Annotated in this window: 19 protein-coding genes; 10 read left to right on the top strand and 9 right to left on the bottom strand. The window is 55.7% G+C overall.

Annotation, left to right across the window (positions count from 1 at the left end; genetic code table 11):
- Nucleotides 1–233: 233 nt before the first annotated feature.
- The gene (locus ACR0BK_RS18005; protein ID WP_480555812.1) at nt 234–1,019 is read right to left on the bottom strand and encodes a DeoR/GlpR family DNA-binding transcription regulator; all 786 of its coding nucleotides are present in this window, start codon (nt 1,017–1,019) and stop codon (nt 234–236) included.
- Between the two features lie 203 nt (nt 1,020–1,222).
- On the opposite strand from ACR0BK_RS18005, the gene ACR0BK_RS18000 reads away from it, so the two are divergent.
- From ACR0BK_RS18000 to ACR0BK_RS17980, 5 genes are all read left to right on the top strand, one after another.
- Nucleotides 1,223–2,170 carry an ABC transporter substrate-binding protein gene (locus tag ACR0BK_RS18000; protein ID WP_480477729.1) on the top strand — a complete coding sequence of 316 codons (948 nt, stop codon included), beginning with the start codon at nt 1,223–1,225 and terminating at the stop codon, nt 2,168–2,170.
- Between the two features lie 76 nt (nt 2,171–2,246).
- The gene (locus ACR0BK_RS17995; protein WP_480555808.1) at nt 2,247–3,269 is read left to right on the top strand and encodes a quaternary amine ABC transporter ATP-binding protein; all 1,023 of its coding nucleotides are present in this window, start codon (nt 2,247–2,249) and stop codon (nt 3,267–3,269) included.
- Complete coding sequence (locus ACR0BK_RS17990; protein ID WP_480555807.1) at nt 3,266–5,257, top strand: ABC transporter permease; 1,992 nt, start codon at nt 3,266–3,268, stop codon at nt 5,255–5,257. The genes ACR0BK_RS17995 and ACR0BK_RS17990 overlap by 4 nt, the downstream gene beginning before the upstream one ends.
- A gap of 1 nt (nt 5,258) precedes the next feature.
- Nucleotides 5,259–6,140: a phosphotransferase gene (locus ACR0BK_RS17985; protein WP_480555805.1), complete on the top strand. Its 882-nt coding sequence runs from the start codon at nt 5,259–5,261 to the stop codon at nt 6,138–6,140.
- A gap of 8 nt (nt 6,141–6,148) precedes the next feature.
- Nucleotides 6,149–8,593, top strand: a complete 2,445-nt coding sequence (locus ACR0BK_RS17980; protein WP_480555803.1) for a GcvT family protein — start codon at nt 6,149–6,151, stop codon at nt 8,591–8,593.
- A gap of 224 nt (nt 8,594–8,817) precedes the next feature.
- On the opposite strand, the gene ACR0BK_RS17975 is transcribed toward ACR0BK_RS17980, so the two are convergent.
- On the bottom strand, nt 8,818–9,312 hold the full coding sequence (locus tag ACR0BK_RS17975) for an Lrp/AsnC family transcriptional regulator (protein WP_480555801.1): 495 nt from the start codon (nt 9,310–9,312) through the stop codon (nt 8,818–8,820).
- A gap of 85 nt (nt 9,313–9,397) precedes the next feature.
- On the opposite strand from ACR0BK_RS17975, the gene ACR0BK_RS17970 reads away from it, so the two are divergent.
- Nucleotides 9,398–10,561 carry a diaminopropionate ammonia-lyase gene (locus ACR0BK_RS17970; RefSeq protein ID WP_480555799.1) on the top strand — a complete coding sequence of 388 codons (1,164 nt, stop codon included), beginning with the start codon at nt 9,398–9,400 and terminating at the stop codon, nt 10,559–10,561.
- A gap of 134 nt (nt 10,562–10,695) precedes the next feature.
- Here the strand turns inward: ACR0BK_RS17970 and ACR0BK_RS17965 are convergent, their stop codons facing one another.
- From ACR0BK_RS17965 to ACR0BK_RS17950, 4 genes are all read right to left on the bottom strand, one after another.
- The gene (locus ACR0BK_RS17965) at nt 10,696–11,478 is read right to left on the bottom strand and encodes a VOC family protein (protein WP_480555797.1); all 783 of its coding nucleotides are present in this window, start codon (nt 11,476–11,478) and stop codon (nt 10,696–10,698) included.
- Between the two features lie 128 nt (nt 11,479–11,606).
- The gene (locus tag ACR0BK_RS17960) at nt 11,607–11,819 is read right to left on the bottom strand and encodes a hypothetical protein (RefSeq protein WP_480477745.1); all 213 of its coding nucleotides are present in this window, start codon (nt 11,817–11,819) and stop codon (nt 11,607–11,609) included.
- Between the two features lie 117 nt (nt 11,820–11,936).
- On the bottom strand, nt 11,937–12,662 hold the full coding sequence (locus ACR0BK_RS17955; RefSeq protein ID WP_480555795.1) for an MOSC domain-containing protein: 726 nt from the start codon (nt 12,660–12,662) through the stop codon (nt 11,937–11,939).
- Nucleotides 12,663–13,205 carry a MarR family winged helix-turn-helix transcriptional regulator gene (locus ACR0BK_RS17950; RefSeq protein WP_480520708.1) on the bottom strand — a complete coding sequence of 181 codons (543 nt, stop codon included), beginning with the start codon at nt 13,203–13,205 and terminating at the stop codon, nt 12,663–12,665. It lies immediately after the preceding gene.
- Between the two features lie 87 nt (nt 13,206–13,292).
- On the opposite strand from ACR0BK_RS17950, the gene ACR0BK_RS17945 reads away from it, so the two are divergent.
- From ACR0BK_RS17945 to ACR0BK_RS17930, 4 genes are all read left to right on the top strand, one after another.
- On the top strand, nt 13,293–14,042 hold the full coding sequence (locus tag ACR0BK_RS17945) for a hypothetical protein (protein WP_480555793.1): 750 nt from the start codon (nt 13,293–13,295) through the stop codon (nt 14,040–14,042).
- Nucleotides 14,043–14,098: 56 nt separating this feature from the next.
- On the top strand, nt 14,099–14,623 hold the full coding sequence (locus ACR0BK_RS17940) for a redoxin domain-containing protein (RefSeq protein WP_480520712.1): 525 nt from the start codon (nt 14,099–14,101) through the stop codon (nt 14,621–14,623).
- Between the two features lie 342 nt (nt 14,624–14,965).
- A complete protein-coding gene (locus ACR0BK_RS17935; RefSeq protein WP_480555791.1) occupies nt 14,966–15,751 on the top strand; it encodes a phosphodiesterase in 786 nt (261 codons plus the stop codon).
- A 3-nt stretch (nt 15,752–15,754) separates the two neighbouring features.
- Nucleotides 15,755–16,624: an EamA family transporter gene (locus tag ACR0BK_RS17930; RefSeq protein ID WP_480555789.1), complete on the top strand. Its 870-nt coding sequence runs from the start codon at nt 15,755–15,757 to the stop codon at nt 16,622–16,624.
- A 293-nt stretch (nt 16,625–16,917) separates the two neighbouring features.
- Here the strand turns inward: ACR0BK_RS17930 and ACR0BK_RS17925 are convergent, their stop codons facing one another.
- From ACR0BK_RS17925 to ACR0BK_RS17915, 3 genes are read right to left on the bottom strand one after another with little or no spacing between them, the layout of a single operon-like run.
- The gene (locus tag ACR0BK_RS17925) at nt 16,918–18,282 is read right to left on the bottom strand and encodes an aminotransferase (protein WP_480555787.1); all 1,365 of its coding nucleotides are present in this window, start codon (nt 18,280–18,282) and stop codon (nt 16,918–16,920) included.
- Nucleotides 18,275–19,849: a trimethylamine methyltransferase family protein gene (locus ACR0BK_RS17920; RefSeq protein WP_480555785.1), complete on the bottom strand. Its 1,575-nt coding sequence runs from the start codon at nt 19,847–19,849 to the stop codon at nt 18,275–18,277. The genes ACR0BK_RS17925 and ACR0BK_RS17920 overlap by 8 nt, the downstream gene beginning before the upstream one ends.
- Nucleotides 19,846–21,912, bottom strand: coding sequence for an FAD-dependent oxidoreductase (locus ACR0BK_RS17915; protein ID WP_480555783.1), 2,067 nt, complete (start codon nt 21,910–21,912; stop codon nt 19,846–19,848). The genes ACR0BK_RS17920 and ACR0BK_RS17915 overlap by 4 nt, the downstream gene beginning before the upstream one ends.
- Nucleotides 21,913–21,935 lie beyond the last annotated feature (23 nt).

Raw genomic sequence — 21,935 nt, 5'->3', positions numbered from 1 at the left:
AAAAACTCAAGAACCCGCCGGTCACATATCTCCGGCGGTTTCCTTCTCCCCAAGAACCCGCTCCGCAAAGTCCATAAACGCCCGTATGATCTTGACGTCACGACGCTGGGACGATGTGCTCTCAGTAGTCAATCTTTCTTTTGCAATGAAACAGGTGGAGCATCGGAGGGTTCCTTCACACCGGCTTGCCCGAAATATCACGTGACCTGATCTGCCCTGATGAGACAGAGCGCCTAGTCCGACCCTGCGATAACTACTTCGATATCATTTTTATCGAGCATGTCCTGGATATTGGCAGGAGGACGGCGGTCGGTAAAAAACACATCAATTCCGGCCATGTTGTGAAGAGATATCGGAGCCCGCTTGTTGAATTTTCCGCTGTCGGCAACGACGATGCGCACTTGCGCATTTTCAGCCGCAGCACGTGCGATATTGGCTTCTTCGAGATCATGCAGCATAAAGCCCAAATCTCCATTCACGGCTCCAACCGAAAACACTGCCAACTGTACGTTGAAACGCTTCACAAGATCCAATGCCTCTGCACCGAAAGCACCCCCATCATGGGCGCGCAATTCTCCACCGGCCAGAAACACCCGGTTGTTGTTGTGCTTTGACAACGTGTAAGCGACGAAAACCGAATTGGTAACCACAAACAGGTCTTTATGTTTCCGCAACGCAAGCGCGACGTAGGCGGTTGTCGAACCGATATCCAGAAATAAGGAGTCCCCGTCGCTAATTGTATTTGCGACTGCCCGGGCTATTGCTTCTTTCGCATGCGCTTGCGTTCCCAAGCGGTTTTCAAAAGGTGGTTCTATTGCGTCTTCGCTAAGATGTACGCCGCCATGAACCTTCCGCACGATCTTGCGCTCTTCCAGTGCCTTGACGTTACGCCGGATCGTTTCATTGGAAACATTCAGTTTTTGAGCCAAGAGTCTGACCCTGCACGACCCGCCCGCATGTTGCAGCTCTCGAAGGATTTCTTCTTCGCGCTGATTTGTGGTTTTTCGTGGCTTTAACATGCGACCTCCTGAAAGGGGGATACGGCAGTCATCCCAATAAAACAATATTGCTCCCAATACGGTGCCATTCGGGGCTTTGTGTGCGAATTATAACGAATTATCGTGGAGAAATGTGGTTTTTATTGACGTAGTTGTCAGATTGGCGCAGCATGGAAGTGTAATAAACGAAAAACACTCAAAAAGCCACATTCAGGGAGCACAACATGATCAGGAAATTCAATACACTACACGCAATAGCGTTAGTCGCTGGCGTAACTGCTTCGGCTTCTTGGGCCGTCGAATCGACGGACCCTATCAAACTGACGCTGCATGATTGGTCAGGACAGCTGATCAACACCAAGATAATGGGAGCAATCCTTCAAGAGGCAGGGTACAACGTTGAATATGTTCAGGCGGACTATATCGCTCAGTTTGCGGGCCTGAAGACAGGTGATCTACATCTGGCAATGGAAATCTGGGAAACCACCGGGCGTGAAGCGCTGGACGAAGCCACCGCCTCTGGCAACGTGGTGAACGTTGGTGAAACCGGTCTGATGGCGATCGAAGAATGGTGGTACCCAGCTTACATGAAAGACCGCTGCCCAGGCCTGCCAAACTGGGAAGCTTTGAAAGACTGCGCAGGGGAATTTGCCACCGCTGAAACCTCGCCAAATGGGCGCTATGTCGGTGGACCTGTGACCTGGGGCGGTTTCGACGACGAGCGCGTCGAAGCATTAGAGCTAGAGTTTGAAGTTGTCCACGCAGGCACGGATGCAGCGCTTTTTGCAGAACTGGAATCTGCATATCAGCGTGAAGATCCGATCATGCTTTGGGTCTATGTTCCACACTGGGCCCCGGCCAAATATGACGGCGAATTCGTGGAGTTTCCGCCATATTCGCCCGAGTGCTACAGCGACCCGTCAGTTGGTGTGAACCCGGATTTGGCCTATGACTGCGGAAAACCGCGTGGTCCGATCTGGAAGGCTGCTTGGGCTGGCCTGCAAGAGAAGTGGCCGGGCGCGTATGACATCATCGAAGCCTATAACATCAATAACGACGAGATGAGCGCCATGGTCGGCAAAGCCGATCTGGACGGTGTGGATATTGATGCAGTTGTCGCGGATTGGATGGAGACGAACAAAGACCGTTGGTCTGGCTGGATCTCTAAATAATCTGCTTGGCCGAAGCGGTTACCCCGCTCTCCTCTACCGCTTCGGTCTTCTTCCGTCTCAGTACCGGACACCACAGATGACCCCCACAACAAAACTGTCCTGCCGAAACGTTTGGAAGCTTTATGGTTCAAACGCCGAGACCCTTCTCGCGCAAAATCCGAACCCATCTGCAGATGACATTCGAAATGCGGGTGTTATCGGAGCGGTACGCAATGCCAATATTGAAATCGTTGAAGGTGAAATTTTCATCATCATGGGCCTGTCCGGTTCAGGCAAATCAACCCTGGTTCGTTGTCTGTCCAGGTTGATCGAACCCACGAGCGGAGAGGTTCTGTTCGACGACGCCGACCTGCTGCGCGCCAGCGAAAAAGAAATGATTGAAATTCGCCGGCACAAGATGGGCATGGTGTTTCAGCATTTTGCCCTGCTGCCGCACCTGACCGTGTTGCAGAATGTGATGTTCCCCCTGACCATTCAGGCTACGCCCAAACACGAGGCCGAAGCAAAGGCGAGAGACGTGGTGGAACTGGTCGGACTGAAGGGGCGTGAAGACTACTATCCACGAGAGCTCTCGGGTGGTCAGCAACAGCGTGTGGGCATTGCCCGATCATTGGTGACAGAGCCCGATCTGTGGTTTCTGGACGAACCTTTTTCGGCCCTCGATCCGCTGATCCGTCGCGAAATGCAGGACGAATTTCTGCGACTACAGGAACGGTTGCATAAGACTATTGTCTTTATCACGCACGACTTTGAAGAAGCCGTTCGCTTGGCAGACCGCATCGCCATTATGAAGGACGGTGAAGTCATCCAGATTGCCACCCCAGAGGAACTGGTGATGAATCCAGCGACAGATTATGTGGCTGAATTCACGCGGCATATTCCGCGCTCCAAGGTTTTGACGGTTGGTGGTGTAATGACCGTCGGCGCTGCGGGTAAGGGTGAGCCCATTGTGCAATCAACCCGCGTCTCGGCCGTGGCGGAACGGATCATCACCGCAGATGCACCAATTCCCGTGACAGACAGCAATGGTCTGGTTATTGGCGCCATTGATCGCAAGGCTGTGGCCCATGTGCTATTCGGTGAAGGGGACGCGGTATGAGCCGCCTGTCCCGCAGCCAGCTTGTCATTCTACTGCTTGTCGGACTGACAATCCTGCTGGGGTATTTCGGCAGTAACCTGGGAAAAGCGCTGGATGCGCGCTGGATCACCAAATTCCCGTCGGCTTGGGTCGTCCCGTTCAAAACTTATATTTCATCTGCGATGTCCTGGTTGATCGAGGATGCAGCAATCGGCCCAGTTTCGTTCACCGACGTTACCCGCGCTGCCGCTTGGTTGATCGAACAGCCCTATGACCTTGTCTTGTCCCTGCTGGCCGAAGGTTTTGTCACCGGGCAAGGCAATGATGCGCAAGTCATTCTACCTGCGATCAGCTGGATTGTAGTGATCACCGCCGTAGTAGCTTTGGGACAGTATTGCCGGGACTGGGGGCTCGCGGCATTGGTCGGCGGCTGCTTTACCTATCTGGCCGTCTTTGGCCAGTGGGACAGCGCGATGGTTACGCTTGCCTCGGTCCTGATTGCGGTGCCCATTGGCGCGGGCGGTGGGCTGTTGTTGGGGATATTGGCCTATCGCCACCTGACTTTCGACCGCATCATCTCGCCCATTCTGGACTTGATGCAGACAATCCCGATCTTCGCCTATCTGGTACCAATTCTGTTCATGTTCGGCTTTGGACCGATTTCGGCGCTGGTCGCCACGATCATCTATGCGACACCGCCTATGGTGCGAATCACCACGCTTGCCTTGAGAGCCGTCGACCCCGAGATTTTGGACTTCGGGCGCATGGCAGGCACGACGCAAAAGCAGTTGATGTGGCGCGTTTTGGTTCCTTCCGCCAGCCACAGTCTGATGGTGGGTGTCAATCAGGTGATCATGCTGACGCTGAACATGGTCATCATTGCCTCGATGATCGGGGCCGGAGGATTGGGGTTTGACGTCCTTGCCGCGCTGCGCCGCCTCGATATCGGCGCTGGGTTCGAGGCCGGTATTGCCATTGTGGTTCTGGCCATTGCGGTCGATCGCCTAAGTCAGGCTTTCGCCGAGCGTATGGGGCAGGTACATCACGAGCTCCCCGGCTCGTGGATCACCCGCCATCGCCGGACAGTTCTGGTAATGATCCTGCTGATTTTGACCTGGGTTCTAGGGCAGTTCTCACCCCTGCTGCTGGAATATCCTGAAAGCCAGACGATCACCACTGGCGGGTTCTGGGATGACACGGTCAAATACCTGAACATCAATTATTTTGACACGTTCGAGGCGATCAAGATCTTCTTCCTGACGTGGTTCATGATCCCGATAAAAACGGTTTTGCTGGGAATCCCATGGCCTTGGGCGATTGCCATGCTGACCTTGCTGGGTTGGCACGCGGGGGGCTGGCGGCTGGCACTGCTGTGCGGAGGACTGGCGTCGCTGATCCTCGTATCAGGACTGTGGGCCAAGGCAATGGTGACAGTTTATCTCTGCGGAGCCTCTGTGTTTCTTGCTACTCTGATCGGAGTTCCGCTGGGTGTTGTGGCCGCACTGAACAAACGCGCCGGGACAGTGATCAACCTGTTGATTGATACGTTGCAGACTTTGCCCAGCTTTGTCTATCTGATCCCGGTAGTGATGCTGTTCCGGGTCGGCGATTTCACTGCCCTGATTGCCATAGTCCTTTACGCACTGGCCCCGGCCGTGCGTTATGCGGCCCACGGCGTGCGATCGGTCAGTGAGGAATTGATCGAGGCCGGATTGGTTTCTGGCTGCACACGCACGCAACTCCTGCGCCATATTCGCTTGCCCATGGCCCTGCCCGAAATCCTTCTGGGCATTAACCAGACCATCATGCTGGCGCTGTCCATGCTGGTTATCACGGCCCTCGTTGGCACCCGCGATCTGGGGCAGGAGGTCTACATTGCCCTGACAAAGGCTGACACTGGCCGGGGTCTGGTCGCAGGGCTGTCCATCGCATTCATTGCCATCATCGCTGATAGGCTGATCAACGCTAGCGCTCGTCAGGCACGCATCCGCTTTGGAATGGAGAGTTGATATGTCCAAATCCGACCTGATGACCCGCATTCGAAAGCTACCGATCTGGCAGGGCGAGATCAAAGCCACCCCGTTGACGGGTGGGATTACAAATGTGAACTACAAGGTCACTGACAGCAGTGGATGCTATGTGGTGCGTGTCGGTGACGACATCCCTTTGCACCAGGTGATGCGCTTCAACGAACTGGCTGCCAGTAAGGCCGCACATGCAGCGGGTCTGTCACCCGCTGTAGTGTTTTCGTCCAACGAATTGACAGTGCTGGAATTCGTCGAAAGCCGCACTTTGACCGAAGAGGACATACGCGACCCCAGTATGCTGCCGCGGGTGCTGGAGCTCGTGAAAGCCTGCCACCTTGAAGTGCCCAAGCACCTGCGCGGACCGTCGCTGGTGTTCTGGGTCTTTCACGTCATCCGCGACTATGCTGCCACTCTCACCGAGCGTGGAAGTTCGCATAAGGGCCTGATCCCGGAACTTGTGCAAATTGGAAATGACCTGGAAGCCGAAGCCGGGCCGTACGACATCGTGTTTGGCCATAACGACCTGCTTTGCGGCAACTTTCTGGACGATGGCACCCGCCTGTGGCTGATCGATTTCGACTACGCGGGATTCAACTCGCCACTATTTGATCTGGGGGGGCTGGCCTCGAACAACTCCCTTTCCAATGAACAAGAAGACTGGGTTCTGGAAACCTATTTCCAGGCACCCGTCACCAACCAATTACGTCATCGCTATTCGGCGATGAAATGCGCCTCGCTGCTTCGTGAAACCATGTGGAGCATGGTGTCCGAGATCACCTCGGAAATCGACTTCGATTACGCAGCCTACACGAGCGAATATCTCGCACGGTTTCGCACGGCCCTGACCGATTACAAAAACACCTGAGGACAGATATGACCGACCTTCCAAATACAGCCAAAGCCGTCATCATCGGCGGCGGCATCATCGGCTGCTCGACCGCCTATCACCTTGCCAAGCTTGGTTGGACCGACACGGTGCTGCTGGAACGCAAAAAGCTGACTTCGGGCACCACATTCCATGCGGCGGGCCTGGTGGGGCAGCTGCGTTCGAACGCCAATATAACTCAGCTGTTGGGATATTCAGTCGATCTGTACAACAAGATTGAAGAAGAAACCGGTCTGGGAACGGGCTGGAAAATGAATGGTGGTTTGCGTCTCGCCTGCAACGAGGAACGCTGGACCGAGGTCAAACGGCAGGCCACCACAGCCCATTCCTTTGGTCTGGACATGCAGCTGCTGACCCCGAAGGAAGCGCAGGATCTTTGGCCGCTGATGGATATCGGTGACGTCATAGGCGCGGCGTTCCTGCCCACCGATGGGCAAGCAAACCCCTCGGACATTACCCAGGCGCTGGCCAAGGGCGCGCGCATGGCAGGCGCGAAGATATTCGAAGATACAAAGGTCACCGATCTTGAAATCGAGAACGGCAAGATCCTCGCCGTAATCACTGAACATGGCCGTATCGAATGCGAAAAAGTGATCGTGTGTGCAGGTCAATGGACGCGCGACTTTGCCGCCAAGTTCGGCGTGAATGTGCCGCTGGTACCAATGGAACACCAGTACATGGTCACAGAACCATTTGGTGTGCCCGGCGATCTGCCTACCCTGCGGGACCCTGATCGGCTGACCTATTACAAGGAAGAGGTCGGTGGGCTCGTCATGGGCGGCTATGAGCCGAACCCGATCCCGTGGGCGGTGAATGGCATACCGAAAGGTTTCCACTACACCTTGCTCGACAGTAATTTCGACCATTTCGAACAGATCATGGAGCTGTCGCTGGGCCGGGTGCCAGCGTTGGAAACTGCGGGGATCAAGACACTGACGAACGGCCCCGAAAGCTTTACTCCGGATGGAAACTTCATCGTGGGTGAAGCACCAGAGCTGAAGAATTTCTTTGTTGGCGCTGGTTTCAACGCCTTTGGCATCGCCTCGGGCGGTGGCGCCGGAATGGTGCTGGCAGAATGGGCCGCCAAGGGCGAGCCGCCTTTTGACCTGTGGTCCGCCGACATTCGCCGTTTTGGCCGCCCGCATTTCGACACCGATTGGGTCCGCACCCGCACAGTCGAAGCATATGGCAAACACTACACCATGGCATGGCCACACGAAGAACACGAATCCGGCCGCCCCTGCCGCAAGTCACCGCTTTACGATTCGCTTAAGGATCAGGGTGCGTGCTTTGGCGAAAAACTGGGTTGGGAGCGCCCGAACTGGTTTGCCGACGCATCGCTGGGCGAGGCGCCAAGGGACGAATACAGCTTTGGCCGCCAGAACTGGTTTGCCGCCGTTGGTCGCGAACACAAAGCGGCCCGGGAGGCGGCCGTGCTGTTCGATCAAACATCGTTCGCCAAATTCGCGCTGAAAGGCCCCGACGCCCTGGCTGCGATGAACTGGATATGTGCCAATGATGTGGACAAACCGGTGGGCGCTCTGGTCTATACCCAGATGCTGAATGACAAGGGAGGAATTGAATGCGACCTGACCGTGGGCCGTGTTGCGCATGATGAGTTCTACATTGTCACCGGCACAGGCTTTGCCACCCACGATTTCGACTGGATCAGCCGCAGTATTCCGGACGGGCTAAACTGCCAGCTGTTCGATATCACCTCCTCAAACGCAGTATTGTCGCTGATGGGGCCGAAATCACGAGACATTCTGGCGGCGGTTACCCGCGACGATGTGTCGAATGACGGGTTCAAGTTTGGTACGATCCGGACAATCGGTATCGCCGGTTGCCCTGTCAGGGCACTGCGGGTGACATATGTGGGCGAGCTTGGCTGGGAACTGCACTTGCCTGTTGAATATGCACAAACAGTCTACACAGCGCTGATGGAAGCAGGGCAGCCGCAAGGGCTGGTTAATGCAGGCTACCGCGCAATTGAATCTCTTCGGTTAGAAAAGGGTTACCGCGCCTGGGGATCTGACATCGGGCCCGATCACACGCCGTTTGAAAGCGGGTTGGGCTGGGCTGTGAAACTGCGCAAAAACATAAACTTCAAGGGTCGCGCGACAAGCGAAAAGCAAAAGGCCGAGGGCGTCAAAAAGATGCTGGCCTGCTTTACCGTCGACCCTGATGTGGTGCTGTTGGGCCGCGAAACGATATACCGGGATGGAGAACGTGTGGGTTGGCTAACGTCGGGTGGCTATGGTTACACGACCGGCAAATCCATCGGTTACGGCTATGTCCGAAACCAGGGTGGTGTCGATGCGGAATTTGTTACGTCCGGCACATATGAGTTGGAGGTTGCGACCCAACGTGTCCCCTGCGACGTTACACTTCAACCGCTTTACGATCCCAAAATGGACCGTATCAAATCGTAACACAAACCCCTGTAGCTTGGATGAGGTTGGGGCAAATGTGTCCCAACCTCATTACCTCGGGAAAGGTGTTCATTTTCCAGTTAAACCAAGAGGTGTCCCGGCAGGATTTACTGTCCAGATCACCAGGTTGCCGGCAGATTTGGAATGCACAAGCACTTTGTTTCCTGTTCTCGCCGCGCAACGTCAAATACCCCGCCGCACTACCTGCGCTGGTGGGGCACAAGTCAGATGTTCAACTGCATGGATGACTTTGTTCGGTCCATTGCAACGAATGTCCTGAACTTTCGGATGTTCTTGTTCGAGAAGAATAACCGTTGGGTAAGCTTTTCATATTCCGACATATCTCGAACGATAACGATCAGAACAAAATCCACTTCACCAGTAACATAGTAACATTGCTGAACCTCAGGGGCATCATAGAAGCTGTTCTTGATTTCATCAATTTTTCCGCCTGTCTCGGTTTTTAGTTCGACTTCGACGAAAATGGTCAGCGGCAATCCCACGGCTGCCGGATCAATATGCGCTGATTGCGCGGCAATGATCCCTTCCGCCTCCATGCGTTTGATCCTTCGCTGTACGCTGGGCGCAGACAGATTCACGCTTTCACCGATTTGACGGTGCGGCACCGTATTGTCCTGCTGCAACACCCTAAGAATCGCGAGATCGAAGCTATCCAGACTTCCTGATGAAAATTTTTGCTTCACGGCAACCTTATGCAAGTTGGTTTCAATTTTACCTGCAACTTAGAGCAAAAACATCACCGCCATTGATTTATTTTTGCACCAACAATGGAAGGATCACAAAATGCTCGCAAACTTTGAGACTGTCGGAATTGAAAGCCATGCAGCCAAGCCACGCTTTGGCCATGCCGCCGCAACCACTTTACCCCGCGAGGGTTTTGACCTCGCGCAGCGGGAAATTCAAAGCTGGAATGGATATGAAAGAGCCCCAATGCTATCCCTTCAAGGTCTAGCCGATGCGCTGAATCTGGGCACAGTCTGTTACAAGCATGAAGGGTTAAGATTTGGCTTGGGCAGTTTCAAAGCACTTGGCGGCGCTTATGCGGTTCTGCGGGTATTACAGCGTGAATTGACCGAAAAGGCAGGCCGGGAAGTCACCGCCGATGAGATTCGAAACGGCACCCATGCTGCCGGAATTGCAGACATAACCGTCATCTCCGCAACAGATGGCAATCACGGGCGTTCAGTGGCTTGGGGTGCCCAGCGCTTCGGCGCGCCTTGCCGAATTTACATTCACAAAGAAGTAAGCGAATTTCGCGCCGAAGTGATCCGAGTTGATGGAGATTACGACGCTTCCGTAGCACAGACCCGCATTGATGCAGCAGAACACGGCTGGTTGATCGTTTCGGATACTTCCTGGCCCGGTTACACTCAGGCACCGCTTGATGTCATGGCTGGCTATGGGGTCATGGCGCGTGAGATCGTGCAGGACTTAGCTTTGCCACCCACCCATGTCTTCCTGCAAGGCGGCGTTGGAGGCTTGGCGGCTGCCGTCACCGCGGTATTCCTCCAGGATTGGGGGCAGAATGCTCCGCGCGTCATCGTGGTCGAGCCTGAATTGGCCCCCTGCCTTTTTGCAAGCGCCCAGGCAAATCGGCCTACAGCCGTCGAAGTAGGCGAAGAAACCATAATGGCTGGGTTATCCTGCGGCGCGCCGTCCGAATTGGCATGGAACGTTTTGGGAGAGGCCGCCAGCGGTTTCATGACGATCCCTGATCAGCTTGTGGCACCGGCCGTCCGCCTATTGGCAAACGGCGCTTTCGGAGATGAGCCAATCGAGGCTGGCGAAAGCGCCGTAGCCGGTCTGATTGGCTTGATCTGCGCGTCATTGCGCACCGACCTGCGACAACAATTTCAAATTACACCAAAATCCCGAGTGATGTTAATCGGGTCAGAGGGCGTCACAGATCCGCATGTTTTCAACCGGATCATGAATGATAGCAACTGACATGCGGAAATGACCCGCTTGGTATTCCCCCTTGGTGGAAGCCGCGCCCGGCTTCCACCTTCCGGCCAGGCCGCCGGAGTTTACCTCTGTCCCACCTGCAAGATACGCCTTTGTCCTTAGCCAATCATGCAGGTTCACTTCCTTTCGACAGAGAACCGCGTTCCCCAAGGGTCCGTCAGCTCTTGCGGTTGCAATACAGTCCCATCCGTCAACAGCACGATCTCGTCCAAGCCGCTGCTGTCAGTTGGACGAGCTTTTGCACCATTGCTGTTCCAGATATTGCCTGCAAAGTGATGGTGGTACCCGCCCGAACTGTAGAACCCTGCTGAACCTTCGTGCAGCATGCAGTCCTGCGCTAGATGTCGCGTCATAAATTCGTCGACCGAATTGATATCCCCGACCTGAAGGTGGACATGTCCGACCACCATATTTTCCGGAGCCCCGGACCAGTCTGTCCGGGCTGCACCTGCAATGGCCCCCAGATCCAGATGATGCGAGCCCATGCGGGTATACTTTCCATCCATCTGCCATGTATCAACAGGCCGGTCGGCGTAGATTTCGATCCCATTGTCTTCTGGATCGTTGAGATACAACGCCTCGCTGACGTCGTGATCCGCCGCCCCGGTCAACGGGATGCGGTTTTGTGCAGCATAGATCAGCCAGCGTCCCAGGTAATCGCGGTCCGGCATTAGAAAAGCTGTATGGAAAAGGCCCGCCGCATGCGGATAGCGACGCGCGGTACGGTCTTGGCGCAACTCGAGCAGAACGTTGTTTCCAGCGCCCAGTTTCAGGGTTTCGCCATCCCGCGCCAATTCCTCAAGGCCGAGCACTTGTTGGTAAAAGGTCCCAACAGCGTCCAGATCGTTCACAATCAGTGCCACACGGCCGATTGACACGGGGGCTTCACTGCTTTTCATGCCAAAGACTCCTTTTCTGAGATTCGAAACCCCCTTCCCATCAACCGCGCTGGCGTATGCCCGCGTTCCCAGCATATTCGCGATCATCGTTGTACTGGCGGCGGCAGTCAAACCTCCAGCCATCCTGTTTAGAAATCCTCGCCTGTGCACATTGCCGGGATTGCAGCATAGAGACCCTCGGCAAGCACGCGGTACAGATCGACCTGCACATCACGATCGGCGGCCAGTTCACCGGCAACAGCCTCGATCAACTCAACCGGCCCCTCGCCACACGCGGTGGCGTGCTGAACATAGGTATCGCCAATATACCACGCGAAGTTGTTGAGGTTCCGGTAAACCAAAACATCCCGACAAAACCCTTCGGACAGTTTGATCGAGGCCTGGGTTTGTGCGTCTTTGCTTAGCTTATCGGCAGCGAGCGGGGTACCTGCCCAAGTCGCCCGCCCATCATACCGACGTCACCCAGTGGACCCCTCGGACGACGTATTCGGCATGCTCCCCAATCTTGCACGCGTATCTTCTTTTACATCGCCCATGGCCATGCGCGCGAAGGCTTGCCGCCAGCCTGGGGCGAGGTCTGTCAGATTTGCGAGGGCTTCGGCATCTTCACGGGAAACTCGTCGTGTTAGACGGGCGCGGGTCACGTACAACACGCTCCAGTCCGGATTGCGCCTTTCAATCAACGTTATTCGATCTCCTGCTTCGACCTCACCGGTTTCCAGAACACTGTAGTACCACCCTGTGCGACCCGTTTTCTGAAACAGGTAGGGCATCCTTTCATTTCCAGTGTGCAGTCCCAGTTTCCAGCAGGGCTGACGGCCCTGGCTGATTTGAACGATTGCCGTGCCCAGCCTCAGGATGTCGCCAATGCACAGATTTTCCTCGGTCAAACCGGTTGTTGAGATGTTTTCACCAAAAGCAGCGGGCACTGCGCCGGGGGGCAGCTGCCCTTCTCTCTGCCAATCCGCATAGTGATCCTGCGCATAATGGTGAATGGCTTTCTCTGCACCGCCATGCACGGTCAGGCCCGCCTGTGCATCGTCAGAAAAACCAGTAAGAGAAATGACCTGACGTCCGGGCACCCGGTCCTTTTGAATGGCAGAGGGCGGCCTTGCTTCCCAGCGGTTAGTGACACGACCCAGGAAAATGCCACCGATTTCTGAGGATAGTTCAGGAAGGAACATTCAGGCTTCTTTGTGTTCGATGCATATCTTTTCTTCTTCGCCGCGCTCGAGGCTAAGGTTCAGCAAGGTGCAATAGTCATTTCCCATACCTGTCTCATGATAGGCGCAGGTCATGCATTTCCCGAACGAGTGGCCACCGTTCGCTGCCAATGCCAACCTCAAGCTCTGAAGAAGGCCCTCCTTGAGGGACACCTGAACGCTGGCGGGCAGATTGCCAATGGCGTCTGCAATCGGATTGGCCTCCGCCAAAACGGCGCGGCCAGCCTCGGTCAACTCATACGAGATCGACCGCTGGTCAGATTTTTGCCGGTGTTCGGCGGCGTATCCCTTGCGCACAAGCGCCTTCAGGGTCTGGGACATCGTTCCGCGTGTTGTCCCAAGGTATTCTGCGACATGTGACGGTGAACGGGAAAACTGATTTGCCTCGGACAGGTACTCCAGCGCGGCTCTTTGCGTCGGATTCAGGTCGCCCGCCCAGCCCGCAGCGGAATCTATCCTGGCAAGGCGGTTGATAAGGATACGAATATTGTGATCGTTTCTCATGCTACAACAAGTAGCGAGTCGAAATTAAAGTTGCAATGTGTTTCTTCTTATTGTAGCGAGTCGCTATTACTTGGCCGGAGATGAGAAATGACACTTACTTGGAAATCACTTGCTGCCATTGTGATAGGAGCTTCACCTGCCATCGCAGACGGCACTCACGCCCTTCATCAGGAGGGGGCTGTTATCTCTCCCGCTGATGCCAGCATGGCGGCTGACTTCGACATCCTTGCAGCGCATGCGCATCGCAACGGCAATACTGTTACGTTTCACATGACCACCAACGGCACTGCCGGGGCTTCGGTTCCAGCGGCAACCGGGGCAGTGGGCGGGTCAGACGTCTGGTCCTATGTGTGGCCTACATCTCTGGATCCGTCCGCAGTGGGTTTCGAAGGCGGCACCGGCATACTGGCAATGGCTGCAACCAGCCACCCGGATTTTGACGACACGCCTCTTTTTGATGAAAACGGCGATGGCAATCCAGCCAATGATGGCATCGAGTGGCACAGCCACTGGGTTGTACTCACCCCGACCGAAACTTGCGGCCCGGGCGCCCTTGCAGTGCGCGATATTCCCGAAGGGTCGACGCCAAAGCTTCCTGCAACCTGGCCCGGGTTCCCAATCTTTCTGGACAGCCCTGGGTTCACACCGCTGTTCGATGGCCCGGAAATTCAGGTTAACGCTGGGTTTTCCAGCGACGTTCAGCTTGAGGGCATCGCTTATGATGGCGTGGCCTCTGCCCTGCGGGTAAACGCCAACATTCACGCTCCGCTGTTGTGCGTCACGGATGTTTTCGACATTGCGTCGGGCGACCTGAGCCTGCCGGGCAAGCTTCAGTAACGGTATCAGCCGGTCGCTTCACGCAGGCGTCCGGCCCCTGAACAAGAGAGACCAATATGCAAGCACCTGAACTACAGGTCAGTGAATGGTTCAACACTGACAAGAATTTAAAGCTTTCGGATTTCCAGGGTAAGGTTGTCCTGATTGAGGCTTTCCAGATGCTGTGCCCAGGCTGCGTCCTCCATGGCATTCCTCTGGCACAAGCTGTGCGGGAGCATTTTTCCAGCGAACACGTCGCCGTAATCGGTTTGCACACCGTTTTCGAACATCATGACGCGATGACCCCGGTATCACTGAAAGCCTTTCTTCACGAATACCGTATCAAATTTCCTGTGGCGGTCGACAAACAGGGCACCGGGCCTTTGCCGGAAACCATGGCGGCATACGGAATGCGCGGCACGCCCAGCCTTGTTCTGTTGGATCAGTCAGGACGGATTGCAGCACATCACTTTGGCCAGGTCTCAGAGCTGCAAGTGGGTGCAGAGATTGGCAGCCTGCTTGCCCGTAAGGCTGCTGCTGAGGACGCAAGTCGGCATCCCAGTCAGGCCAGCCGGTGTGATGACACTGGCTGCGCTGTGTAAAACGGAAGTGTAGAGAAGACAAACCAAGGCGCACTTCCCTTTATGGTTTGTGCGACTTGGGTTCACCCTTTTCTTAACTGTGCAGGTCTGCCCTGGTTTCACATGATCGTTTCGGCCAGGCACTACGCCCGTTTCAGATTTGAATACCGCGATAGCAACACGGCCGGATCATCTGGAATACGGTTTCACACCGGTCGAGGCAAGTTTCGCAAACTCTGTCGTGTTCGGCTGCCAACCTTGTCGTGTATGAGCGAGTGATGCCAGTGAAATTCTTACTAAATCCGTGCGATCGGCAAGCTTCGTCGATACCTTGTTTCTTGCATTACTCGGGGGAAATGGCGGATGAAGTTCATTCACATCACTGATATACACCTCGTCCGCGACTCCGGTCCGCTCAATGGCGGTTTTCCGTCCCAACGGTTGGACGCCTGTTTGGACGATATCCTTCAGTGGCATTCCGATGCGGCGTTCTGTGTCATCTCTGGCGATTTGGCTGAATTTGCCGAGGAAGAGGCCTATCGGGCGCTCAAGGCGAGACTGGCCGCATTTCCGCTCCGCTCTTTTCTGCTGATTGGAAATCACGACGACCGAGCCGTTTTCCAATCGGTCTTCCCGGATCATCCAAAGGATGCCAACGGGTTTGTCCAGCATCGGTTCGAAATGGATGAGGGTGTTTTCTTATTTCTCGATTCAACCAAAGACGGGCGCGATGTGCATGAAGGGCAGCTTTGCCCTGCCCGGCTGGACTGGCTCAGGCAGCAATTGACCGAAGCCGAGGACAAGCCCACCTATGTGTTTTTGCACCACCCACCCTTTGACCTTGGCATTCCCCTTGTGGACGATATCAGGCTGGTCGAGGCGGACGCCTTTGCTGATGCCCTCAAACACGGACGCAATATTCGGCATGTATTTTACGGTCATGTACACCGCATGACCTACGTGAATTGGCGCGGCTTTCCATTTACCAGCCTGCCCAGCCTCAACCACCAGGTCCCGTTGAATGCGACCAGCGTCGATGGCGAGTTCTGCGACGAACCTCCGGCCTACGGTGTGGTACAGATTGCCGAGGATCAGCTGACGGTGCATTTCAACACTTTCCTGCAACGCAACCCATTGCATCAGACCTGAGGCATGGAACCCTACTGGATCGCATTGGTTCTCGTTTCGGCGGCAACCCACCCATTGCGCGACCTTACGCTGAAAGGGGTTGCGCATCCGGTGTCGTGCTATGTCGGGGTGTCCCTGACCTGGGTGATCCTGGCGGCGGTTCAAACGCTGGCCATGGGACATGATCTGAGCCTGCCTTATGAGGTCTGGCCCTTTGTCGCGATTTCGGCCCTTGGGCTTGCCTTCTATTACTACGGCACGTTGTCGGCCCTGAGACGTGGAAACCTTTCGGTCTATTATCCGATCATCCGTTCGTCGCCGATTGCCATTGTCGCTTTCAGCTGGCTGGCCCTTGATCAGCATTATTCGTGGTTCACATTGGTGGGAATCGCGCTGGTCCTTTTAGGCAGCCTGATGATCCAGAAGTCGCCCGGCGGCCTACTGCACGATCACAGAGCATTCGCGCTGGCAAGTATGGCGATGCTGGGGTCGGCTGCCTATTCGTTAAGCGATGCCCAAGCGATGAAGCTGACCAATCCGGCACCTTTCCTGTTTTTCACCTATATTCTTGTGACACCGCTGCTTGCTGGCATCAGGGCCTGGGAAGATCGCCACTTGTCAGCCCCGTTCCTGGGGGTCGTGCGGGGCTGGGCACAGGCACCGGTGCGGATCGCATTTGCCGGGATCGTGTCCTATCTGTCCTACCTGTTCATCCTAACCGCTTTTCAGCTTGGGGCTGAGGCCGCCACAGTCAGCGCGGTCCGGCAAGCATCAATCCCGGTTTCGGTGACCCTCGCAGCGATCATCCTCAAGGAATCCCGCTTTCTGCACCGTATCGGCTGGGCCAGCCTGATCGCAGTGGGAATTCTCTTGATTACGCTGTCCCGAGGTTGAACCTGCATCCACTGTCTTGACGTACTGCGAATTCACCATTCTTCCAATGGCCTTGTTTGGGATCTCTCTGGACGAAAATGGCCGGTCCTGTAGTGGCGTGCACGACAAAACCAAAGGATTATACTGATCGACCCGAAACGCTCTATCGCTGGACCCAATGCTTGGATGCCGTAATCGTTCTGACAGTGCAAATACGCCAATTCCTAAGCGAAAAATGAACTTGGCAATCCCTAAGATCGAAATGCCGCTATATTACCCGATCTCCAGATTATTACAGAAACAGCCCACACCAGTCACCGGCCACTGATTCTGCCGAGCCATTCGGATGTCGCTTCTAGCCCTTGCCGCAGGATAGTAAACATATGCTCGATTTCGCCTTGTGTAATGATGAGGGGCGGCGAAAGAACACACATGTTGATCACGGGTCGAACAAGCAGACCGCGTTTCTGGCATTCCATATCGATACGGCTGCCAATCTCATAGTCGCGCCCCAGCTCGCTCTGGGGATCGCCATCGACTGAGCACTGAACACACCCCATCAATCCCATCCCACGCGCATCGGCCACGATGTCAATCTGGCGCAACTGCTGTAACTGATCCTGAAAAACCGGGCCGACTTTTCGAACGTGTTCGAGTATCCTTTCCCGCTCGATAATCTCGATGTTTTTCAACCCGGCAGCCGCGCTGACCGGATGGCCCGAATAGGTATAGCCATTCGAAAAGGTGGCATCTTTTCCCGCAACATCCGCAATCAGCCTGTCAGAAATAATCGCGGCCCCCATCGGCGCATACCCGGATGTCATTCCTTTGGCACAGGTGATTATGTCAGGCTGAATGCCAAAGACAGCCTCGGAGGCGAACCAATGGCCCAATCGACCGAAAGCCGTCACGACCTCGTCGGAAATATACAAAACATCATACTTCCTGCAGATGTTCAGGCAGCGTGCGTGATACCCAATTGGTGGTACGATGACGCCGCCCGAGGCCAAAACCGGTTCGGCGATAAAAGCGGCAACATTTTCCGGGCCAAGTGCCACAATGGCGTTTTCGAGATCGGCAACTTTCTCGTTCAGAAAGCTTTCATCGCTTTGACCGGGCGCGCGGTAAAGCGGGTTCACGTCCGGCAGGAAATGCGCCAGGTCGTCGGCCTTGTCGAGCCAGAGCCTGTCACGTTCCTTCCCACTGACGCTGGCCGCCAGATATGTGCTTCCGTGATAGGCTTTTTGCCTTGAAATGATTTTCTTTTTCTCTGGCCAACCCATTAGGTTGTTGCGGAAATGGACAAACCGGATGGCAGTATCAACCGCAGTGGAACCGCCGGTTGTAAAGAAGACATTATTCAGGTCACCCGGCGCACGTTTGGCGATTTCGCGGGCAAACTGTGCCGCAGTCGAGTTTGTGTTGTTGAAGGGCGAGAAATAGGCAAGGTTCCGGGCTTGCTCGGCCATTGCTTCGGCCATTTCCGCGCGTCCATACCCAATCTGGGTGCACCACATGCCCCCCGGTCCGTCGATCAGGCGTGCACCTTTTTCGTTTATCAGATGAATGCCGCTGGCACCTTCGATAAAGGTGCGGTCGTTTTCACCCAAAGCCTCCATCCCTTCCCACGGGTGCAGGAAGTGGTCGTTGTCCCATTGCTTTACGTTGGAATTATCCATGGCGCGCCATGCTTTCCGCGCTTAACACAATGGGAAATTCTTCGCGTACCCGAGCGTCCAAGGCGCCAAAATAGTTGGGGAAATGGCTGTCGAGGATGGAATTCGCCTTGTCGCGGGCGCGGTCCAGAAGATCCGTTTTCCCCTCGTTCTCCCAAGTGTCCGTACGCTCGCGGTCCATAAGCTGAGGGTAGACGAATTCGCTGTTCATATAGCTCAGCGTGTGCGGATTGCCGAGGAAATGACCCGGATCTATGGCACATTGGTGAATCACATCCACCGCCATGGTTTCATCGGTAACCTCTATCCCGCGCAACGATCGCAGGATCATGCCGCCGGCTTCGTCATCGATGACCATGCTTTCAAAGCTGCATCCCATAAGACTACCGATCATACCACCAAACTCGCACAGGCGATTGGCGCCGGCATGCGCTGCAAGGGTAAAGGTCAGCGCCTTTTCCAACCCGTATTGTGCATCAGGTATTTTTGCATCGGTCATACCTGCACCCACCGAAGTGGGAAGGCCGTAAAAGTTGCCCATCTGAATTGCTGCGGCACCGATCAGCGCCTGTTCACCACTGCCGCCGGTGAAAGACCCGCTGCGCAGGTCCGTTATGAAAGGCCAGGCCGCAAAGCAGATAGGGCAACCCGGCGTGATCAGGTTGACGATGGCGACGCAGGCAAGTGTTTCGGCGACGGTTTGAACCAGTGTTCCCGCAAGCGTCGCCGGAGCCGTGGCCCCGGCTTGAGGCGGCACGGCCAGATCAACAGTCAGGCCCAGCTTGGCCGTATCGATCAAGATTTCCATGTTTTCCTTGCCGACCCGCAGAGGGGAAACAATGGGGCAGCCGCCGAATATGACGCTTGGCTTTTTCAGGAAAGCCCCCTCGCCGCCCTGAGCTAAGTCAAACATGCGGATGGCATGTGGAATGTGGCTGCGGTCGCGGAATGTCAGGCAGGCGGGTTTTTGGCTGCCTGCAAGCATGGCGTAAATGGTGTTCATGTCATGGGTGAAATCATCGGTCACATCCGTCGCCAGAACCGTGTCGCCCAGCATGTGAATGTTTTCCAAACGGTCTACCAGGCGGGTGAAATCATAAACATCACGCAGAACCGACGGACGATAGGTTTTGGTTTTGGCATCGAATGTTGTCACGGCGGTTCCAGAGTTGGCGAAGTAAACGCTCTCTGCCGAACAATGCATGTCGTCTTTGCCTTCACGCTCTCCACGGGCATAGACATAAAACTCCTTGGCAGCACCAGCCAGGATGTCTTCCATCAGGGCGCGTGGAAAGCACAGCCGGTTGAGGTCACTCAACATAGCACCTTTGGGAAGCACCAGCTCAAGCAACTCCGGGAAATGGTCGGTAATACCGGTTTGTTCCAGAACGGTCAGGGCTGCATGATGGATGTTCTCCATATCGATTTGAGTCAGAGGTCTATAGCGTCCGCCGCTCAGACCCCCGCGTACGGCTTCGTTACCCGTGGTCGTCTGTTGTACCTTCAGACGCGCTGCGCGCCCGCCGCCCCCGCGACGACGTGAACGGGTTGTTTCATTGGTGCTGTTCATGTCGCATCCTCTGCCAAATCAATAATCTCACGGCGAAACCAGTCATTGTCTGCATCGGCCTTTGGGCGCTCGAAATCGCGGGCGGCGCGATGACCTGCAAAAACTGCGTCTGCGATCAGCCCCGGCGACGCGGCATCACCAATGAGGTCAAGGGTTTTCAAACCGGCTCCCTTCAGGCTGTCGAAAAGGGCGGTTTCACGCTGGCGCTCGGTCACCAGAACCGTTGAGGCGCACGGGATTTCAATTTCGCGGCCGGTAAAGACACAGCCGATCCGCACCGCGCCGCCCTGAACCGCCGTAAGCACCTGATTGCAGCGGATATCCACCCCCAGTTCGATCATACGGGCCTGGATGCGGGACTGTTCCAAAGTATGAACGGCGTAGGCCGAAACCAAACTCTCTGGCGTGGCAAAAATGACCTGATATCCGGCAGTCGCCAGTTTCTCGGCAATCACTCCCGCCAGATAGATGTGGTCATCATCATAGATCATCACCGGGCCGCCCGGGGGCAGAACCCCATCCATGATCTCATCAGGCGTCAGCACCTTGGCACCCGGCATGACCGTGGGCAGGCGGCGCTGCGTGTTGCGACCCACGCCATCTGCGCGCCAATAGCTGCCGGTTGCGACAAAGACATGTTCGATGCCAAGCTCGGAGACTTGTCCGGCTTCGAGCTTGCTGTCCGTGAACAACTGTACGTTGGCCCGCTGCTTCAGATCGTTCAGGCGATAGTCAACCACGCGCGACCAGGCGGCGAGGCCGGGAAGTCTGCTTTCCCTGCCAACCCGTCCACCAAATTCGGCCGAGGCCTCGGCCAGTGTCACCTGATACCCGCGTCGTGCCAATTGCATGGTGCATTCCAGCCCCGCAGGTCCGCCACCGATGACCAGCACTTCGGCCTCGCTTTTTTTCGGCGCAATGATCTCGGGGTGCCAGCCGCGGCGCCATTCCTCGCCCATCGTTGGGTTTTGTGTACAGCGGATCGGGATTCCCAGATTGTCCGACGACACGCAGATATTGCAGCCGATGCATTCGCGGATTTCGTCGATCCTGCCTTCCTCGATCTTTTTTGGTATGAAAGGGTCCGCAATGGATGGCCGCGCGGCACCGATAAGGTCGACAATTCCCTTTTTGACCACCGACAGCATCATGTCCGGGGACGTCAGTCGGCCAACGCCAACAACAGGTTTTCGGGTGATCTGTTTGACGTGAGACAGAAACGCGTTCTGATAACCATCTTCGGGCTGGAAACGGGTCGTTGCGCTGTCATTGGACCAATCCGCCACATTCACGTCCCACAGGTCGGGAAGATCGGCCAATAGCTCGACAATGGCGCAGCCTTCTTCTGCCGCCTGCATACCGTCGGCGCCCATCATCTCGTCAATGGCAAAGCGGAACGCCACGGCACAGCTGTCGCCTATGGCATCGTGGGTGTCTTCCAGCAGTTCACGCGTCAGCCGCACTCGATTTTCAAGCGACCCCCCATATTCATCGCTGCGCTGGTTCATATGGGGCAGCATGAAATGCTGTGCCAATGTCATGTTGTGCCCGGCATAGACATAAACGATGTCAAACCCGGCCTCTTTCGCGCGCAGGGCCGCGTCGCGGTGCCAGCGGCGAAGTTCCCTAATATCAGCCTTGTCCATAGCCTGCGCATGCTTTGGTTGCGTCGTATCCACAGACATCTCGGACGGTGCAAGAACCGGAGCGCGGGTCAGCAGATTCTGCGCATGGTTGCCGTTATGAACCAGTTGGATGGCCGCCAACGCACCATGTGCATGCACCGCATCCGTCATCAGACGCAGCGCAGGCAAATCGCGTGCGTCCCACAGTCGCCCTTCTGGGAACGGGGACAAATCCGAGGTCGGATGAATCTCGGTCTCCTGATTGGACACCACGGCCCAGCCACCTTCTGCTTTCATTCCCCGCACGGCAGCGTCCGCCCGCGGCCTGAGATGCCCCATCCCGGTGCAATGCGGCACCTGATAAAAGCGGTTTCTGGCTGTCACCGGCCCGATCTGGATCGGTTCAAAAAGCAGAGCATATGGGTTCGCGTTCGACATAATCACGCGTTTTCCTGTAGTTG

The sequence above is a fragment of the Ruegeria sp. AF1 genome, from assembly GCF_056542125.1.
This window is presented reverse-complemented; position numbering and strand designations above follow the sequence as displayed.

Excerpts from the sequence above, each read along its gene's own strand:
- ACR0BK_RS18005 (WP_480555812.1), bottom strand. The coding sequence starts at position 1,019 with ATGTTAAAGCCACGAAAAACCACAAATCAGCGCGAAGAAGAAATCCTT.
- ACR0BK_RS18000 (WP_480477729.1), top strand. The coding sequence starts at position 1,223 with ATGATCAGGAAATTCAATACACTACACGCAATAGCGTTAGTCGCTGGC.
- ACR0BK_RS17995 (WP_480555808.1), top strand. The coding sequence starts at position 2,247 with ATGACCCCCACAACAAAACTGTCCTGCCGAAACGTTTGGAAGCTTTAT.
- ACR0BK_RS17990 (WP_480555807.1), top strand. The coding sequence starts at position 3,266 with ATGAGCCGCCTGTCCCGCAGCCAGCTTGTCATTCTACTGCTTGTCGGA.
- ACR0BK_RS17985 (WP_480555805.1), top strand. The coding sequence starts at position 5,259 with ATGTCCAAATCCGACCTGATGACCCGCATTCGAAAGCTACCGATCTGG.
- ACR0BK_RS17980 (WP_480555803.1), top strand. The coding sequence starts at position 6,149 with ATGACCGACCTTCCAAATACAGCCAAAGCCGTCATCATCGGCGGCGGC.
- ACR0BK_RS17970 (WP_480555799.1), top strand. The coding sequence starts at position 9,398 with ATGCTCGCAAACTTTGAGACTGTCGGAATTGAAAGCCATGCAGCCAAG.
- ACR0BK_RS17965 (WP_480555797.1), bottom strand. The coding sequence starts at position 11,478 with ATGAAAAGCAGTGAAGCCCCCGTGTCAATCGGCCGTGTGGCACTGATT.
- ACR0BK_RS17955 (WP_480555795.1), bottom strand. The coding sequence starts at position 12,662 with ATGTTCCTTCCTGAACTATCCTCAGAAATCGGTGGCATTTTCCTGGGT.
- ACR0BK_RS17950 (WP_480520708.1), bottom strand. The coding sequence starts at position 13,205 with ATGAGAAACGATCACAATATTCGTATCCTTATCAACCGCCTTGCCAGG.
- ACR0BK_RS17945 (WP_480555793.1), top strand. The coding sequence starts at position 13,293 with ATGACACTTACTTGGAAATCACTTGCTGCCATTGTGATAGGAGCTTCA.
- ACR0BK_RS17940 (WP_480520712.1), top strand. The coding sequence starts at position 14,099 with ATGCAAGCACCTGAACTACAGGTCAGTGAATGGTTCAACACTGACAAG.
- ACR0BK_RS17935 (WP_480555791.1), top strand. The coding sequence starts at position 14,966 with ATGAAGTTCATTCACATCACTGATATACACCTCGTCCGCGACTCCGGT.
- ACR0BK_RS17930 (WP_480555789.1), top strand. The coding sequence starts at position 15,755 with ATGGAACCCTACTGGATCGCATTGGTTCTCGTTTCGGCGGCAACCCAC.
- ACR0BK_RS17925 (WP_480555787.1), bottom strand. The coding sequence starts at position 18,282 with ATGGATAATTCCAACGTAAAGCAATGGGACAACGACCACTTCCTGCAC.
- ACR0BK_RS17920 (WP_480555785.1), bottom strand. The coding sequence starts at position 19,849 with ATGAACAGCACCAATGAAACAACCCGTTCACGTCGTCGCGGGGGCGGC.
- ACR0BK_RS17915 (WP_480555783.1), bottom strand. The coding sequence starts at position 21,912 with ATGTCGAACGCGAACCCATATGCTCTGCTTTTTGAACCGATCCAGATC.